Source organism: Brachybacterium massiliense, from assembly GCF_900184245.1.
Taxonomy (GTDB): Bacteria; Actinomycetota; Actinomycetes; order Actinomycetales; family Dermabacteraceae; genus Brachybacterium; species Brachybacterium massiliense.
In genome coordinates, this window is record NZ_FXXB01000007.1 from 285,013 (window position 1) to 301,317 (window position 16,305).

16 protein-coding genes are annotated in these 16,305 nt (G+C 72.6%); 8 read left to right on the plus strand and 8 right to left on the minus strand.

Features of this window, described 5'->3' with window-relative positions; all coding sequences use genetic code 11:
- Window positions 1–92: 92 nt before the first annotated feature.
- Complete coding sequence (locus BN4251_RS08000) at window positions 93–764, minus strand: PH domain-containing protein (RefSeq protein WP_087484586.1); 672 nt, start codon at window positions 762–764, stop codon at window positions 93–95.
- A gap of 3 nt (window positions 765–767) precedes the next feature.
- Window positions 768–2,564: an ABC transporter ATP-binding protein gene (locus BN4251_RS08005; RefSeq protein WP_087484587.1), complete on the minus strand. Its 1,797-nt coding sequence runs from the start codon at window positions 2,562–2,564 to the stop codon at window positions 768–770.
- Between the two features lie 393 nt (window positions 2,565–2,957).
- On the opposite strand from BN4251_RS08005, the gene BN4251_RS08010 reads away from it, so the two are divergent.
- The 4 genes from BN4251_RS08010 (at window position 2,958) to msrA (ending at window position 6,527) form a co-directional block, all read left to right on the plus strand.
- Entirely contained in the window at window positions 2,958–3,896 is a 939-nt protein-coding gene (locus tag BN4251_RS08010) for an AAA family ATPase (RefSeq protein WP_087484588.1), read from the plus strand.
- Window positions 3,893–5,209: a DUF58 domain-containing protein gene (locus tag BN4251_RS08015; RefSeq protein ID WP_245810254.1), complete on the plus strand. Its 1,317-nt coding sequence runs from the start codon at window positions 3,893–3,895 to the stop codon at window positions 5,207–5,209. Before BN4251_RS08010 ends, BN4251_RS08015 begins: the two co-directional genes overlap by 4 nt.
- Window positions 5,209–5,757 carry a hypothetical protein gene (locus BN4251_RS08020; protein ID WP_087484590.1) on the plus strand — a complete coding sequence of 183 codons (549 nt, stop codon included), beginning with the start codon at window positions 5,209–5,211 and terminating at the stop codon, window positions 5,755–5,757. The genes BN4251_RS08015 and BN4251_RS08020 overlap by 1 nt, the downstream gene beginning before the upstream one ends.
- 77 nt (window positions 5,758–5,834) lie before the next feature.
- Window positions 5,835–6,527, plus strand: a complete 693-nt coding sequence (gene msrA, locus BN4251_RS08025; protein ID WP_087484591.1) for a peptide-methionine (S)-S-oxide reductase MsrA — start codon at window positions 5,835–5,837, stop codon at window positions 6,525–6,527.
- 23 nt (window positions 6,528–6,550) lie between these two features.
- On the opposite strand, the gene BN4251_RS08030 is transcribed toward msrA, so the two are convergent.
- On the minus strand, window positions 6,551–7,060 hold the full coding sequence (locus BN4251_RS08030) for an arsenic metallochaperone ArsD family protein (protein ID WP_087484592.1): 510 nt from the start codon (window positions 7,058–7,060) through the stop codon (window positions 6,551–6,553).
- A gap of 41 nt (window positions 7,061–7,101) precedes the next feature.
- Between BN4251_RS08030 and BN4251_RS18670 the strand changes: the two genes are divergently transcribed.
- From BN4251_RS18670 to BN4251_RS08040, 3 genes are read left to right on the plus strand one after another with little or no spacing between them, the layout of a single operon-like run.
- Window positions 7,102–7,254: a hypothetical protein gene (locus tag BN4251_RS18670; RefSeq protein ID WP_170931888.1), complete on the plus strand. Its 153-nt coding sequence runs from the start codon at window positions 7,102–7,104 to the stop codon at window positions 7,252–7,254.
- Complete coding sequence (locus BN4251_RS18675; RefSeq protein WP_140398411.1) at window positions 7,251–7,469, plus strand: beta/alpha barrel domain-containing protein; 219 nt, start codon at window positions 7,251–7,253, stop codon at window positions 7,467–7,469. Before BN4251_RS18670 ends, BN4251_RS18675 begins: the two co-directional genes overlap by 4 nt.
- The gene (locus tag BN4251_RS08040; protein WP_087484593.1) at window positions 7,466–8,605 is read left to right on the plus strand and encodes a sialidase family protein; all 1,140 of its coding nucleotides are present in this window, start codon (window positions 7,466–7,468) and stop codon (window positions 8,603–8,605) included. Before BN4251_RS18675 ends, BN4251_RS08040 begins: the two co-directional genes overlap by 4 nt.
- A 302-nt stretch (window positions 8,606–8,907) precedes the next feature.
- Here BN4251_RS08040 and BN4251_RS08045 read toward each other — a convergent pair whose 3' ends face one another.
- A complete protein-coding gene (locus tag BN4251_RS08045; protein ID WP_087484594.1) occupies window positions 8,908–9,744 on the minus strand; it encodes a hypothetical protein in 837 nt (278 codons plus the stop codon).
- A gap of 55 nt (window positions 9,745–9,799) precedes the next feature.
- Here BN4251_RS08045 and BN4251_RS08050 point away from each other — a divergent pair, with 55 nt between their 5' ends.
- Window positions 9,800–11,233, plus strand: a complete 1,434-nt coding sequence (locus BN4251_RS08050; protein ID WP_245810255.1) for a DUF2079 domain-containing protein — start codon at window positions 9,800–9,802, stop codon at window positions 11,231–11,233.
- On the opposite strand, the gene BN4251_RS08055 is transcribed toward BN4251_RS08050, so the two are convergent.
- From BN4251_RS08055 to BN4251_RS08070, 4 genes are all read right to left on the minus strand, one after another.
- Window positions 11,230–12,084 carry a hypothetical protein gene (locus BN4251_RS08055; RefSeq protein ID WP_087484595.1) on the minus strand — a complete coding sequence of 285 codons (855 nt, stop codon included), beginning with the start codon at window positions 12,082–12,084 and terminating at the stop codon, window positions 11,230–11,232. The genes BN4251_RS08050 and BN4251_RS08055 overlap by 4 nt on opposite strands.
- 78 nt (window positions 12,085–12,162) lie before the next feature.
- Window positions 12,163–13,563, minus strand: a complete 1,401-nt coding sequence (locus tag BN4251_RS08060) for an alpha/beta fold hydrolase (protein ID WP_087484596.1) — start codon at window positions 13,561–13,563, stop codon at window positions 12,163–12,165.
- A complete protein-coding gene (locus BN4251_RS08065) occupies window positions 13,560–15,713 on the minus strand; it encodes a prolyl oligopeptidase family serine peptidase (protein WP_087484597.1) in 2,154 nt (717 codons plus the stop codon). Before BN4251_RS08065 ends, BN4251_RS08060 begins: the two co-directional genes overlap by 4 nt.
- Window positions 15,710–16,294, minus strand: coding sequence for a hypothetical protein (locus BN4251_RS08070; protein WP_087484598.1), 585 nt, complete (start codon window positions 16,292–16,294; stop codon window positions 15,710–15,712). Before BN4251_RS08070 ends, BN4251_RS08065 begins: the two co-directional genes overlap by 4 nt.
- Between the last annotated feature and the right edge of the window lie 11 nt (window positions 16,295–16,305).

Here is a 16,305-nt window from a genome sequence, read left to right on the forward strand (position 1 = left end):
GGTCACCCCGCAGGGGTGGCCGGGCCTTCTGCTGTGCGGGAGGGTTCGCGGCAACGAGGACTCGCGGCGGCTGAGCCGCTGCGCGGGTGGGCTCAGAGGATGATGCGGGCGGCCACGGCGAGCGCCGCGCCCAGCAGCGCAGCGATGACCCCGACGTTGGGGCTCCGCGTGGGCGTCGTGTCCTCGCCGGCGTCGGCCCTGGTGCCGCCCTGCGCGGCATCCCAGCGCTCCCAGGCGTCGACAGCCGCGTGGCTGGGGCTCTCGAGCTGGTCGTGGCGCAGGCGCTGCGCCCAGTCGGGGCGCTCGGCCGCTCCCCCGGCGCGCGAGCGGGGATCCATGCGGGCGAGCCGCTCACGGGGCCTGTCGCGGCCCACGCCCGGAGCGTTCCAGGCGGTGAGCACCCGGGTCTTCTCGCTGCCCTGGGCGGGCACCAGCTCGAAGCGCAGCATCGCCCCGAGGCGCACCCGGTCGATCGCGGCCATCGGCAGCGTCCACGTCTCGAGCACGTTGCGCACCTCGATCCGCTCCTCGCGTACCACGACGCGCGGCGCCCACAGCAGCGCCCAGACCAGGCACGAGATCGCCAGCGGCAGCACGGCGAAGCGCCAGCCCGCCGTCCCCAGGAGCCAGAGCGACTCCGCCACCGTCGCGGCGCACAGCAGCCACACCACCACGCACAGCACCAGAGCGCCGCCGGGGCGGATCAGAGTGGAGCCGTCGTCCCTGCGGCGGAGGCCGAGACGTCCGAAGAGCTGCCGGGCCACGTCTCAGGCGCTCGTGACCTCGGTGACCTCGCCAGCGGCGATGCGGGCGTCCAGCGCGTCGCGGTCCAGGAAGATCCGGTCGCGGCGACGCTCGATCTCGGGATCGGGGATCGGGACCGCGGAGAGCAGCGCCTGCGTGTACTCGTGCTTCGGGTCGTCGAAGACGTCCTCGGTGCGGCCGGACTCGACGATCCGTCCCTTGTACATCACGGCGATGCGGTCGGAGATGTTGCGCACCACGGACAAGTCGTGGGAGACGAACAGGTAGCTCACGCCGAGATCCCGCTTGAGCTCCTCGAGCAGGTGCAGCACACCGGCCTGGATGGTCACATCCAGCGCGGAGGTGGGCTCGTCGAGCACGATCAGCTTGGGCTCGCAGGCCAGGGCGCGCGCCACACCGATGCGCTGGCGCTGACCGCCGGAGAACTCGTGCGGGTAGCGGTCCGCGTGCTCGGGCAGGAGACCCACCGTGTCCAGCAGCCACTGGATGCGCTCATCCATCTTCTGCTTCGAGTAGCCCTGCACGGTCATCGGCTCGCGCAGCGTGTCCGAGACCGGCAGCCGCGGATCGAGCGAGGCCATCGGGTCCTGGAAGACGATCGAGATGTCCGAACGCAGCTTCTTGCGCTCGGCTTTGTTGAGCGTGGAGGTGTCCTTGCCGTTGAAGCGGATCTGGCCGCCCTGCAGCGGCTCGAGCTTCATGATCTCCATCAGCGTGGTGGTCTTGCCGCAGCCGGACTCGCCCACCAGGGCGAAGCACTCCCCCTCGTGGATGTCGAAGGAGATGCCGTCGACCGCGCGCTGCTCGCCGACCTTGCGGCGGAACACCGCGCCCTTGGTGATCGGGTAGATGCGCTCGAGCTGGTCGACCTCGAGGATCTTCGGCGCGGCGGTGGTGTCGACGACCGCGTCGCTCACGTTGTCGGGCGAGGTGCCGCCCACGTCGCCGGCCTCGGAGGCCTCCAGCTCGCCGCGCTCGATCGCGAGGCGCTCGGCGGCGGTGGCCTGACCGTCCACGCGCGGGACCGCGGAGAGCAGCTTCTGGGTGTACGCCTCGCGGGGGTGGTAGAAGATGTCGTCGACGCTCCCCTCCTCCACCAGCAGGGACTTCTCCATCACCAGCACCCGGTCGGCGAAGCCGGCGACGACTCCGAGATCGTGGGTGATCAGGATCGTGGCCGCGTCGACCATCTCCTGCGCGGTCTTCAGCAGCTCCATCACCTGCGCCTGGATGGTGACGTCGAGTGCCGTGGTGGGCTCGTCGGCGATGATCAGCTCGGGCTCGTTGGCGATCGCCATCGCGATCATGGCGCGCTGGCGCATGCCGCCGGAGAACTCGTGGGGGAACTGGCGGGCGCGGCGCCGCGCCTCGGGGATGCCGACCGACTCGAGCAGCTGCACGGCGCGGTCCGCCGACGCGGCCTTGGAGACCTGCGGGTGGTGCAGCTGGATCGCCTCGGCGATCTGGTCGCCGATCGTGTAGACCGGGGTCAGGGCGGACAGCGGGTCCTGGAAGATCATCGAGATCTTGTCGCCGCGCAGCTTGGAGAGCTGGCGGTCGTTGAGGGAGAACAGGTCCTGGCCCATGAAGTCGATGCCGCCGGAGATCGTGGCCGTATCGGGCAGCAGCCCCATCACCGCGAGCGAGCTGACGGACTTCCCCGATCCGGACTCGCCCACGATCGCGAGCGCCTCGCCGCTGCGCACCTCGTAGTTCAGGTTCTGCACGGCACGGACCGTTCCCGCCTCGGACGGGAAGGTGACGGTGAGGTCACTGACGGTCAGGATCGGTTCGGGCATGTTCCTACCTCTGGCGTTCGGTGGCGGCGGTCGTGTCGGACTGCGACGGGCGCGGACGCCGTCTGCGCGCGCGACGACGGGCACGAGAACCCGCACGCGGGCGGATTCGAGACGATCGCCAGGATATCCCCTCACCCTGTTGCAGGGGTGCATCCCGCACCCCCGCCCCTGATCCTGACCAAACCGTGATGTACCTGCCGCGGCCCCGCCCGTGAGGGCCCGTCCCACCTGCGCGAGCCGCCTGCGCTGTGGGCTGTCTCTCACGTAAGGTCGTGGGGGTCGCCCCGGCGTGCGCAGCCCCCGGCCCGCACCGTCGCCTGGTTCTTATACACATCTGACGCTGCCGACGATACTCCTTGTGTAGATCTCGGGGCGACTGCCGCCGCCGAGGCCGTGCTCGATGCCGTCGAGACCGCGGTGGTCGGCAAGCGCGAGTCCCTCGAGCTCGTCCTGACCGGGATCTTCGCCGGGGGCCACGTGCTGCTCGAGGACCTTCCGGGTCTCGGCAAGACCCTCGCCGCCCGCTCCTTCGCCCAGGCGCTCGGGCTCGAGTTCACCCGCGCCCAGTTCACCCCGGACCTGCTGCCCGCGGACCTCACCGGCGCCGAGGTCTTCGACCAGCGCACCGGCGAGTTCGTGTTCCGGCCGGGTCCGGTGTTCACCGGTCTGCTGCTGGCCGACGAGATCAACCGCACCCCGCCGAAGACCCAGTCCGCCCTGCTCGAGGCGATGCAGGAGCGGCAGGTCTCGGTCGAGGGCACCACACGGCGCCTGCCCGAGCCGTTCCACGTGCTCGCCACCGCGAACCCCGTCGAGCACGAGGGCACCTATCCCCTGCCCGAGGCACAGCTGGACCGCTTCCTGCTGCGGCTCTCCTTCGGCTATCCCACTCCGGAGCAGGAGTGGGAGGTGGTCTCCCGCCGCCTGGACCGGCGCCGCGAGGAGCAGACCGTCACCGAGGTGCTCGATGCCGCACAGCTGCGCGCCGTCCAGCGCGTGGTCGAGGAGGTGCACGTCGACGAAGCGGTGGGCCACTACGCGGTCGAGCTGGTGGCCGCCACCCGCGTGCACCAGAACGCCCTCGTCGGCGCCTCCCCTCGCGGCACCCTCGCACTGATCACCTGCGCCCGGGCGCTCGCCGTGATCCGGGGACGCGCCTACGTCATCCCCGAGGACGTCAAGGCCCTCGCCCACCCCGCGCTCGATCACCGCGTGACGGTCAAGCCCGAACTGTGGCTGCAGGACGCCACCGGCGCCGGGGTGGTCGCCTCGGTGCTCTCCCAGACCCCCGTGCCCGCCGCCGCGGAGCCGCCGACGGGCACCCCCGCGTGAGACCCCTGCAGGCCCGGGCCACGGCCGCCATGGTGCGCGCCGTGCTCGTAGGCTGCACGGCGCTCGTGCTCGGGGTGCTGCTGGGCCGCCCCGCTCTGCTGCTGGTCGGCCTCCCGCTGCTGGCCTGGGCGCTGACCGCGGTGGCGCTGCGGATCCTCCAGGACCGCGAGGAGGGCTTCCCCGCCCCGGTGCTCGAGCCCGGCCTGCGCACCGTCGAGGAAGGCGGGACCACGGCGCTGACCCTGCGCACCGCGCCAGGAGCGCTCACCGCGATCACCGTGCCGATGCAGCCGCACACCCGGTTCTGGCCCCGCTACGGCTCGCTCGCCGGCGACGGCACGGTGCGGCTGCGCGTCACGGCCGAGCGGTGGGGACGAGTCCGCGTCGGCCCCGTGCACACGCTGGTCACCGACCCGCTGGGAGCCTTCCGCGCGCAGGCCGAGGTGCCCGCCGTGACCGTCCGCGCGGTGCCCTCCTCCTCGGTGCTCGACGCGCCGGTGGAGGTGCCCACCCCGATCGGGGTCAGCGGCATGCACCTCTCCCGCCGCCGCGGCGACGGGACCGCGCTGTCGGAGGTGCGCGAGTTCCGCCCGGGCGACCGGCTGCACCGCATCAACTGGCGCGTGACCAGCCGCACCGGCCGCCTGCACACCAACGCCACCTTCACCGAGCAGGACACCGAGGTCCTCATCGTCACCGACACCATCGCGGACATCACCCCCGCGCCCTGGGCCGGGGATGAAGCACCCTCGAGCCTCGACATGACCGTGCGCGCCACGGCCGCGGTGGCGCGCCACTACCTCACCGCCGGCGACCGCGTGACCCTGTTCGATCTGGGGCACCTGATCGGTCCGGTGCCCGCGGGCACCGGCCCGCGCCAGCTGCGCGTGCTCACGAACGCCCTGGCCCGCGCGGGCCGCGAGGACGGCGCGATGCGGCTGCCGCGCCGGCTGCGGTCGGTGCGCTCGGGCACCCTGGTGGTGGTCTGCTCGCCGCTGCTGCACAAGGAGGCGATCGCCCAGATCGGGGTGCTGATCTCGCTGGGCGCCGACGTGGTGGTGGTGGACACCCTGCCGCCGAGCATCGGCGACACCGCGCCGCTGCGCGGGAGGCCCGTCCGCCAGGAGGGCATCTCCTCGGACCGCTTCTGGCCCGAGGCGTGGGCGATGCGGCGCCTGCTGCGGAACTCCACCGTGCGCGAGCTGCGGGAGGCCGGCGTGCCGGTCACCACGTGGGAGGGCCCCGCCTCCCTCGCCCCGGTGCTGCTGTCCCTCTCTCGCGCTCGCAGCGCCCCGCGCCGGAGGAGGTCCTGATGGCCCTGCGCACGCTGATCGACCCGATCGCCGAGCCGCTGCTGAGCCTGCGCCAGGTCAGCACCACCCAGTGGGCGCTGCGCCTGACGGGCCTGGTGGGGATGGTGCTCGCACTCCTGGCGACCCTGCCGCAGGGACCCTTCGCGGGCTTCCCCTCGGTGCTGCTCACCCTCACGCTCGCGGTGCTCACCCTGCTTCAGATGCTGCGCCCCGATACCGGGCTCGGCGTGGCGGGGCCTCTGCTGGTGGTGCTCGTGCTCGCGGTGCAGGCGGAGCTGTCCCTGCTGCGGGCGCTCACGGTGGGGCTCGCGCTGCTGCTGTCCCATGTGGGCTTCTCCCTGGCCGCGACCTTGCCCGCCCACGGTCGCTTCGAGCCGTCGGCCCGCCGCCTGGCGCTGCGGTGGCTGTTGCCGGTGCTGGGTGTGACCGTCCTCGGCGCGGCGGTGGTGCTCACCGCCGCCGGGACGGTGCTCGGGGCGTGGATGGTGGTGCCGGGCGTGCTCGCGGTGATCGCTCTGCTGGTCGCGCTGCTGCCCCGGTCCCGCTGAGCCCTCGCCCCGGCTGACGGGTGAGAAGCCTCCCTGCCCCCTGCCCTCCCGCGCCGGGCAGGACTACCGTGGCTCTCATGTGGCAGATGATGGATCTCCTGTACGGGCACAAGAAGGAGATGGTCTCCCCCGAGGACGCCCTCCCGGGCCGGGACCGGTATCCGTACCCCCTCGCGCGCGAGCACATAGTGCTGGGCACCGACATGCTGGGGCCTGACGCGCCGGTGGATCCCCAGCCCTGGCCCGTCGGCGCCGAGGAGCTGATCCTCGCGGGCGGCTGCTTCTGGGGCATCGAGCGGATCGCCTGGCAGATCCCGGGCGTGCACACCACCTCCTCGGGCTACGCGGGCGGCTTCACACCCCACCCCACCTACGAGGAGGTGTTCTCGGCCCGCACCGGTCATGCCGAGGCGGTGCGCGTGATCTACACCGGCGGCGGGGAGACCCTGCGCGCCCTGCTCACCGAGTTCTGGCAGCAGCACGATCCCACCACCGCGAACCGTCAGGGCAATGACGTGGGCACCGAGTACCGCAGCGCCGTGTACTGGACCACCGCCGCGCAGGGCGAGGTGGTGCGGGACTCCGCCGCCCGCTACCAGCAGGCCCTCGACGCGGCCGGACGCGGCAGCATCACCACCCAGCTGGCGCCCCTGGCCGAGGCCGGTGACGGCGTGTACTACACGGCCGAGCCCGAGCACCAGCAGTTCCTCGCGAAGAACCCCGGAGGCTACTGCAACCACGGCTTCAACGGGGTGGCCTGCTCGCTCTGAGCCCGCCCCCGCCGGGAAGTCGGTCAGCTGGGCAGGCCGTCGCCGTGGTCGCCGCCCATGAGGTTGCGCCGCCCGCCGATGTCCGGTCCCCCGGCGGGCCGCGCCGGAGCGGGCGAGACGCCCATCAGCTGGGCCGCGAACCCGCCGGCCTCACGGGGCAGCGGCGCGGCACCGCCCGTCGGGCCGCACGCCGAGGCCGCCGCCGAGCGCTGCACGCGCTCCTGCGCGCCCGCCCTCCCGAAGCGCACCATCTGCTCCGTCGTGGGGTAGACCGAGGTGACCACGATGTCCAGGCCCAGCAGCGTCACCGGCAGCGCGGCCTCCCCCGCCGAGTCCAGCAGCTCCCGCACCGGCTCACACTGCTCGAAGGCCCAGGCATCCTCGTCCTGCAGGTAGACGGTGATCGGATGCCCGGCCACGGCCAGCGCCGCGGCCTCGTCGAGGAAGGCTTCCTGCCGCTCGACGTCCGGGGGCGGGGAGGGCAGGAAGATGTCCAGTGCCGCCAGCTGCTCGGGAGCGTCCGCATCAGTCATGGGGCCTACGGTATATCGGGGCCGGGTGACACACTGGAACGATGGATCCCGCTGCCCCCGCGCCCCGTCTCCTCGAGCAGGACACCCAGGTGATGCAGCAGATCACCGGGTTCGTGTCCAACGACTTCGACATCCTCGACGGCACCCCGCTCGCCTCGCTGGTGTGGCCGGCTGAACCGGTGCCCGGCCCATGACCGACGGCCCGGACCTCGAGCTGGTGTCCGAGCTCGGACGGCGCCTGCCCGAAACCTCCGTGCTCGCGGCCGAGGGTCGGGTGCACTCCTCACAGCAGGCCGGCGAGGCACGCGCCGCCGGGGCCCTCGCCGTGGTGATCGGCACCGCGATCACCCACCCCACGAGCATCACCCGCTGGTTCCGCACCGCTGTCCAGGAGGACCTGTCACGATGACCGATCTCAGACCCACCCCGGCCCCGGTACCGGATGCCCCCGTGCCGCACACGGTCCTCGCCCGCGCCGGCGAGGGGCCCTGGCCCCGCTATCGGATCGTGGCGCTGATCCATCTCGGCGACGGCCACCTGCTGGCGGGCTTCGACGGTCGCGAGACGGGCCAGGACGTCCCGGATCCGACGGGCCTGGTCCAGCGCCGCTCCCTTGACGGGGGCCGCACCTGGGGCCCCTTCGAGTCGCTGCGCGAGGCGGACCGCGAGGGACAGCAGTGGTACTGCGACCCCAGCTACCTGCACGATCCCGCCTCCGGCAGGCTGCTGATGTTCCACACCCATGCGAAGGACCGCGGGGTGTGGGACGCGATCTCCGGCACCGATGACGCGGAGCGCGACGTGATGGGCTCGGCCGTGGGCATCTCCGACGACCAGGGCCGCAGCTGGGAGTTCCGCTCGGTCACCGCGATCGCCGCTCCCCCGGAGCAGATCCGCACCGCCTTCCCCACCTCGGGTGCCGGGATCGTGCTGCGCCGCGGCCCGCACGCGGGCCGGCTGCTGCAGCCGTACTGCGGCTGGTTCCGCGACGGCGCCGCGGGCGAGGGCCCGGTCGAGGGCGAGGTGGTGCGCTCCTACGTGCTGTTCTCCGACGACCACGGGGAGACCTGGCAGCGCGGCGAGCCCGTCGGCGAGGACATGGACGAGACCACGATCGTGGAGCTCTCCGACGGCAGAGTGCTGCTGAACTCGCGCGACCACGCCCGCGGCGGGCATCGCCGCATCGCCGTCTCGGCCGACGGCGGCGCCAGCTGGGAGGACCGCGGCATCGATGAGCAGTTCGTCGATCCGGGCAACAACGCCCAGCTCGCCGTCCGCTTTCCGGAGGCGCCCCGGGGAGATGCCCGGGCACGGGAGCTGCTGTTCAGCAATGCCCATGACCGCTTCGCGCGGCAGCGGGGCACGCTGAGCGCCTCGCTGGACGATGGCGGGACCTGGGGCGAGGTGCTCGTGTTCGAGCCGGGGCCGCTGGACTACTCCGTGGTCCAGGCGCTCGAGGACGGCGCGGTGGGTGTGCTGTGGGAGGTCGAGGCGCGCGAGATCCGCTTCGCCCGGATCGAGGCGGAGCACCTCCCCGGCCACTGAGCCGCAGCCCAGCCCCCGACCCGGCCACAGCGCCCAGCCACCCTCCAACTCGGCCCCGAGGCCCAGCCCCCTTCCACGCCGCAGCCGTCCCGCTGACGAGTACTGGCGCTGGGGAGAGCACTACGGCTATTTCGCCGTAGTGCACGCTCCAGCGCCAGTACTCGTGATCCCCCACCACGACCGGGCCGCCGGGGACCCGATCCCCGGGACATCACGCGCCGAGTCGGCGCCCAGAACGTCACGGGCCGAGCCGTCGCCCGCGACATCACGAGCCCGGCCGGCACCTGGCCACCGCGCGCATCTCAGGGGGCAGCGGTCTCCCGCATGATCTCGACCTCCGCCGCCGAGGGCAGGGAGAAGTCGGGGCGCCAGAGGTGTTCGAGCGCCGCCTCGTCCAGCTCCGGGTCCTGCTCCGCGCCGTCAGGGAACACGCTGAGCATGCTCAGCATTCCGTCGTCGATCTGCAGCTCGAGCTGGAAGCGGTAACCACGCTGTGTGAAGGTCCCGCGCACCGGCCAGGTCTGGTGCCGGGGCACGGCGCGCTCCGCCGTCTCAGGCACGGTGAGCCACACCTCGCTCGCCTCCTCAGCGGGTCCGTGGGTGCGTGCGAGCAGCAGCTGAGCACGCAGCGCCGGAGCGCCGGGCAGGTCCTCGCCGTCCTCAGGCTCCGCCAGCAGCAGTGCCACCAGGTCGCGGGCAGGGGCCGGCAGCTCCCGGTCCTCCTCGTCGGACTCCTGGGAGAACGAGTCCTCACCCTCCACCTGCCCTGCGCTCCTCCGTGCCTCGAGGGCGTAGAGAGCGAGGGTGCCGGCCGCGCCGATCCCGGCGAGCACCAGGCGGGGCCGCGAGATCCCGCGGCGTCGCATCAGATCGACCAGAGCACCGTCGAGATGCTCTCCGAGGTCCATCAGGCCGAGCGTCGCGGCGCCCGTGAGCACCCCATCCAGCGAGGGCGACAGCAGCGCCTCCTCCTCGGTGGTGGTGTCAGCAGTGAGCAGGCCGCTCACCCCCGCCACGCCGATCCGGTAGGCGGCGCGGGACCACGGTCCGAGGCGGCGGGGTTCGATGAGGGAGATCCCGCTGACGACGGCCGCAGCGGCGGCGGTGCGGAGCGGAGCAGGGAAGGAGTACGAGGTCATCCGCGAATAGTAGAGCGTCTGCGGACCGCTCGGCCACGCGATATACGCTCGCCCCGTGGATACTCCGACCGCTGCTCCTCCCGTGCCGCGGCGCAGTGCGTCAGAGCCCCCGGACGGCGGCCTCGTGCGTGCTCTGGTGCCCGGGCTGCTCGCGATCGCGGCGACTCTCGCCTACGGTCTGCTGGGCTCCCAGCAGTTCCGCAATCTGGTGGCGCGGTCGTGGGACCTGGGCATCTTCACCCAGCTCGCGCGCGCCTACGGGGAGCTGCGCGCGCCGATCGTGCCCATCAAGGGCGATGACGTGAACCTGCTGGGCGATCACTTCCATCCGCTGCTGGTGCTGCTGGCGCCGGTGTGGTGGGTCTGGCCCTCGGGCGAGGCGCTGCTGTGGACGCAGGCGCTGCTGTTCGGGCTCTCGGCGATCCCGCTGACGACGCTGGCGATCGACCGGCTCGGCCCGCGGCTGGGCTCCCTCGCGGGCGGGGCGTACGTGTTCTCCTTCGGGCTGCAGTCCGCGGCCGCAGTGCAGTTCCACGAGATCGCCTTCGCGGTGCCGCTGCTGGCGCTGGCGCTGACGGCCCTGCTGCGCGAGCGGGTGCGGACGAGCGTGCTGTGGGCGGCGCCGCTGGTGTTCGTGAAGGAGGATCTGGGACTCACGGTCGCCCTGCTGGGGGTGCTGATCGCGCTGCGCCACCGCCCCCACCGCGTCGAAGGCGTCGCGCTGGCCGGCTGGAGTGCGGGCTGGTTCGTGCTGTCGACGTTCGTGATCCTGCCGCTGCTGAACACGACCGGGCAGTACGACTACACCGACAACCTCGGCTCTCCGCTCGAGGTCTTCTGGCCGCCCGTGAAGTGGCTGACCGTGCTGATGCTGGTGCTCACGGCCGGGGTGATCGGTGCCCGCTCGCCGCTGATCTGGCTGATGGTGCCCACGCTCGCCTGGCGCTTCACCGGCACGGTGGAGTTCTACTGGGACTGGTACTGGCACTACAACGCCGTGCTCATGCCGATCGCGCTTGCGGCGATGCTCGAGGCGCTCGGTGACCGCCGCACTGGGCGCGCGGTGGCGTGGTGGCGGCGCGATGCGCCGGTTCCGGTGCGACGGATCCGGGCCACCGCGGTGGTGGCCTCGGCGCTGGTGACGCTGCTGCTCGGCTCGGCGATGCCGATCCTGGACGTGGTGCGGCCCAGCAAGTGGGAGCCGACCTGGCGGGCGGAGCCGGCGGCCGCCGCGCTCGAGGCGGTCCCGGACGGCTCGGTGCTCGCGGTAGACATCACCCTGATGGCGCATGCGGTGCCGGAGCACGAGGTGCAGTGGCTGCACGGCCCGAACCAGCGGGTGCCGGACTGCATGCTCAGCGACCACTACGCCTTCTCCTGGGCGGGCGATCCGCCGCAGGATCCGGCGCTCTGGGCTCAGCAGGAATGGGGCACCGAGTACCGCACCGTCTTCGAGGACGGCGGATTCACCGTGGTGTGCCGGGCCTAGTTCCCCGTGTCCGGGCCGGAGCCGTTACCGTCGCCGCCGTCGTTGCCCCCGTCAGCGCCGCCGCCGTCGTTGCCCCCGTCAGCGCCGCCGCCGTCGTTGCCCCCGTCAGCGCCGCCGCCTTCGTTGCCCCCGTCAGCGCCGCCGCCTTCGCCGCCACCGGGCTGTTCGGACGAGCTGCCGTCGCCCGGATCCGGCTGGGTGGGTTCGGGATCGCTCGACTCAGGATCGTCCGGCTCTTCCGGCTCGGGCTCCGTCGGCTCGGGCGGGGTGCCGGTGTTCGGGGGAGTCTGCGGCGCGCTCGGCTCTCCCGACGGGGTCTCCTCGGGGGTCGATGTGCCCGGAGCAGGTGCAGGTGCCGGGGCAGGCGCCGGAGTCCATCCCCCGCCGCCGCCGTTGCCGCCGTGCGAACCACCGCTGCCGCCGTTCGAGCCGCCCGAGGATCCGCCGCGACGGTCGCCGTCGCCGCTCGACCCGCCGGGCTCGGTGCCCGGCGCCGGGGCGTCCTCGGCGGGGTCGGTCTCGGTGGGGTCCTCGGACTCGCTCGGCGTCTCGGAGGGGCTCTCGCTGGGCTCCTCGCTGGGCGTCGGGGCACCGCCGCCGTCCGAGGGAGCGGGGGTTGAGGGTTCCGTCTCGGCAGGCTGCGGGGTCGCAACGGGCTCCGAGGTCTCGGTGGGCTCGGCATCTCCGGCGAGGGCCGCGAGCGGGCCCATCCCCGCGACGCCGAAGCCGGTCACCGCACCGACGCCGACGATGCTCGCCACCGCGAGGCCGCGCAGGAGACCCTGACGGGTCGGAAGCGCACCGGTGCTTCGGATACCGGTGGCGCGACGCCTGCCCTTCCCTGTGCCCATCGATGCTCCCCCTGGCCTGTGCTGTGTGCTCTCAGCGTACTGGCGCCGCCCGTCCCTCAGCAGGAACAGCGGCAGGTCTCACACTGGATCGGCCCGCTCGGACGGCGGGATCCGGCCGCGATGGTGACGGGGATCGGTGCGGGCACGCTCCCGCTGCAGCCGCTCCCGCTCGACCCACGCGGACTCCAGGCGCAGCCGCCACGGCGAGTACCGTTCCGCGGCGAGAGCGATCTGCAGGCCCCGCGAGAGCGCCAGATCCGTCGCGGAGACGGGCAGGGCGGCGAGCGCCTCGGCGTGCTCGGGGAGCCGATGCGCGGTCCCGCACGCGCTCCAGCGTGCGGCGACCTGCAGGATCCGACTGCGGGTGTCGAGCATCGAGTGTCGAGCTCCGCGGATCTCGAGCAGCTGCGCGCCGGGGATGCGTCCGGCCAGGTCACGGGCTATCGAGGGCGGAGAGACCAGGTCGTGTGAGCCGGTGAGCACGAGCGTGGGGGCGGTGATCGCGGGGGCCAGCTCGTGCAGGTCCACCCGCTCGCGTTCGAAGGGGGCGACCGCTCGGGCCTGCTCTGCCTCCAGCAGCAGGGAGTCCAGCGGGCCGCCGTCGGCGTGATGGCCCCGCCCCAGCTCGGTGTGCATGATCCGGGCGGTGAGATCGTGCTCGATCACGTACGGCGTGGACTGCAACCAGGTCTGGTTCAGCACCTGGCGCACGCTGGTCCAGGTCAGGCTCCCGCGGCCCACGGCGAGCAGGTCCACGAGATCTCGCACGGCCTCCGGGCCGCCGTGCTCATGCACGGCCAGCACCACCGGGCCGGCGCGGGAGGCATCCAGGGCGCCCTCCTGCGCGAGGCGCCGCAGGGTGCGCGCGGTGGTGTCGGTGGCCGGATCGTTCCCCTCCCAGTACAGGTCGCGCAGCGCCTGCTGGGCGATCGCCTCGTCCCCGGCCGAGGTGAACGGGGAGTCCAGCACGAGGGAGTGCACCCGCTGCGGGTGGAAGATCGCCAGCAGCTGCGCGAGATAGGCCCCGTACCCGGTGCCCACCACCGCGGCCTGTCGCACCCGGGCATGGTCGAGCACCGCGAGCAGATCCCCGATCACCTCGCGCAGCGACATCGCCGTGACGGGGAGGTCCTCTCCCCGGGAGTCGAGCCGGGACAGTCCCACCCCTCGGTGCTCCATCATCAGCACGTCCAATCCGCGCCCGGCCATGCTGCGCCGCAGCACGTCGTAGGGCAGCACCGAGGCGCGGGACGGGCCGTCGGGGATCAGCAGCACCGGCACCTGCGGCTCGGCGGTGCCGCGGGGATGCCCGCTCGTGGCGCGCACCCGGCGCGGGACCGTGCGCGCGTAGCGCAGGGGGAACAGTCGCGGATCCTCGGCGGAGATCTCGCGGTAGACCGTCATCAGGTCGTTGCGCAGCTGCAGCAGGTCGTCCTGCGCAGAGCGGTCGAACAGTTCGACGGCGCGGCTGCGCGTCATGAGTCCTTCCCGATGGTGTCCCACAGGAAGGTGTACAGCAGGGCGTTCATCCGCGCGGCCTGCTCGTTGGTGGCCGCACCGCCGTGACCGCCCTCGATGTTCTCCCAGTAGCGCACGTCGGCGCCGAGCGACTCCATCGCGGCGGTGAACTTGCGGGCGTGCCCGGGGTGGACCCGGTCATCGCGGGTCGAGGTGAGCACGAAGGTGGGCGGGTACTGCACGTCCTCGCGCAGCAGGTGGTACGGGCTGAAGGTGCGCACGTACTCCCAGTCCTCGGTGTCCGGGTCGCCGTACTCGGCCATCCAGGAGTGCCCGGCCAGCAGGTGGCTGTAGCGCTTCATGTCCAGCAGCGGCACCTGGATGATCACCGCGCCGAACAGCTCGGGGTACTGGGTGACCATGTTGCCGGTGAGCAGACCGCCGTTGGAGCCGCCGCGCACGGCGAGGTGGTCGCGGTCGGTGACCCCGCGCTCGACGAGGTCCTTCGCCACCGAGGAGAAGTCCTCGTAGGCGCGGTGGCGGTTCTCCTTGAGCGCGGCCTGATGCCAGCGCGGCCCGTACTCGCCGCCGCCGCGGATGTTGGCCAGCACGTAGGTGCCGCCGCGCTCGAGCCATGCCTTGCCGATCGCTCCCAGGTAGGAGGGGGTCAGGGAGATCTCGAAGCCGCCGTAGCCGTACAGCAGGGTGGGCTGGACCTCGCCCGCCTCCACCCGGTCCGGGCGGGAGATCTCGAAGTAGGGGATGCGGGTGCCGTCATCGCTGGTCGCGAAGTGCTGGCTGACGTCGAGGCCCTCAGCCTCGAAGCGGGCCGGGGCGGACTTGATCAGCTCGAGCTCTCCGGCCTGGCCGCCGCCGGCGACCTCGTGGAGGTCGCCCAGCAGCAGACGGGTGGGCTCGATGAAGTCGGTGACGGTCACCCACACCTCGTCGCTCACGTCCGCATCGACCGCGGAGACGCCGATCGCGCCGCGCAGCTCCGGGTAGAGGTCCTGGCGCACCCACTGCCCGTGCTCGTCCCGGGTGTGGACCTCGAGCCGGTGCACCACGTCCTCGAGGATCGAGAGCACCACGGCGGTGCGGGTGATGGTCATGTCCGCGAGCGAGGTGGTCTCAGTGGGCTCGAACAGCATGTGCAGCTCGGGCTCACCGGCGAGGAAGCGGTCGAGGTCGCCCACCACGAGCGAGCCGGCCGGGTAGGTCGCCTCGCCGATCTCCCAGTCGCTGCGGGGGCTGAAGATGCCCAGGTCCCGGTGGGCGTTCGCCTCGAGGTCCGCGGGGACGTCGAGGGTGGTCAGGGTGGGCGGCTGCTGCGTGCGATCCACGAGGTGGAGGGTGTTGTCGTAGAAGGCGTGGGCCTCGACCACCCAGTCCCGCTCCCAGCCGGGGGTGGAGTCGTGGGCGGCGAAGACGGCCATGTCGGACGCTGCGACCTCGTGCACCAGCTCGGCCTGGGCGAGCTCGGTGCCACGGCGCCAGATCCGTGCCTGCCGGGCGTAGCCCGAGCTGGTCATGGTGCCCTCGCCGAAGTCGGTCGCGGCCCAGACGGTGTCCTCGTCGATCCAGCTCAGGGAGCCCTTCGCCTCGGGCCGCTCGAAGCCACCCTCGGCGGCGGGCACGAAGGAGAGGGTCTCGAGGTCGAACTCGCGGGTGACATCCGCGTCGGAGCCGCCATGGGAGAGGTCCACGAGCGCGCGCCGGTAGGGCTCACCCTCAGCGGATCCCGACGGGCGCAGCAGGCGGGCGCCGTGCCACACCCAGTCCTCCTCCTCGTCCCGGTTGAGCGCGTCGACGTCCAGCAGGATCTCCCACTCGGGCTCCTCGGTCCGATAGGACTCGAGGGTGGTGCGCCGCCAGAGGCCGCGCTCGTGCTCGGCGTCGGTCCAGAAGTTGTAGAGGTGCTCCCCGCGCTTGACCACGCCGGGGATGCGGTCCTTGGCGTCGAGGATCTCGCGGATCTCGTGCTGGAGCGTGGCCGCGAGCGGCTTGCCCGACGGGTCGCGGGGATCGCTCGCCTCGTCGAGCTCCGCCTCCGCCGCGGCATTGCGCTCACGCACCCAGGCCAGGGCGTCCTCGCCGGTGACCTCCTCGAGCCACTGGTGGGGGTCGGTGCTGCCGTCGGAGGCGGGCAGCTGCGGTGCGCTCTGGGTCATCGGGTCTCCTCGTCGGATGCGGTGTGCTCGAAGGCGGTGAAGTCGGTCAGGGTGGTCTTCCACAGCGCCTTCCAGGCCTCGCGGCCCTCGGCGGTCTCGATGCCCTTGTGCTCGAGACCGACGGTGCTGCGCTCCGAGTCCTTCGCGGTGATGTTCACCGAGAGGCGGGAGCCGTCGCTCACCGCGGCGCGCCAATAGCGCCACGTGGGAGTGTCGCTCAGGCGCACCTCATCCAGGCCCAGCTCCTCGCGGCGCGGGGCGGTGAGGAAGGCGTCCCACCTGGCACGCACGGCATCGGGATCGCCGGGCACGGTGCGGGAGGCCGACGCGGCGAAGTCGCCCTGGCAGCTCCGGCCCACCACGCGGCGGCCGATGATCTGCTCGTAGGCGACGGTCACGCCCTGCGCCCACCACTCGGTGATCTCCCAGCGCTGCGGCAGCAGGCGGGCGATCGAGGTGTGGTCGAAGTCGCGACCCCCGGCCTCGTCGATCCGCTGCGCCCAGGTGCTCAGCGGCGTGCCCGTCCCGGCCTCGATCCGGGCGGCGTGGGGATGCTCCGAGGGAGGGATCTCGTGGCTCATGGGATCAGCCT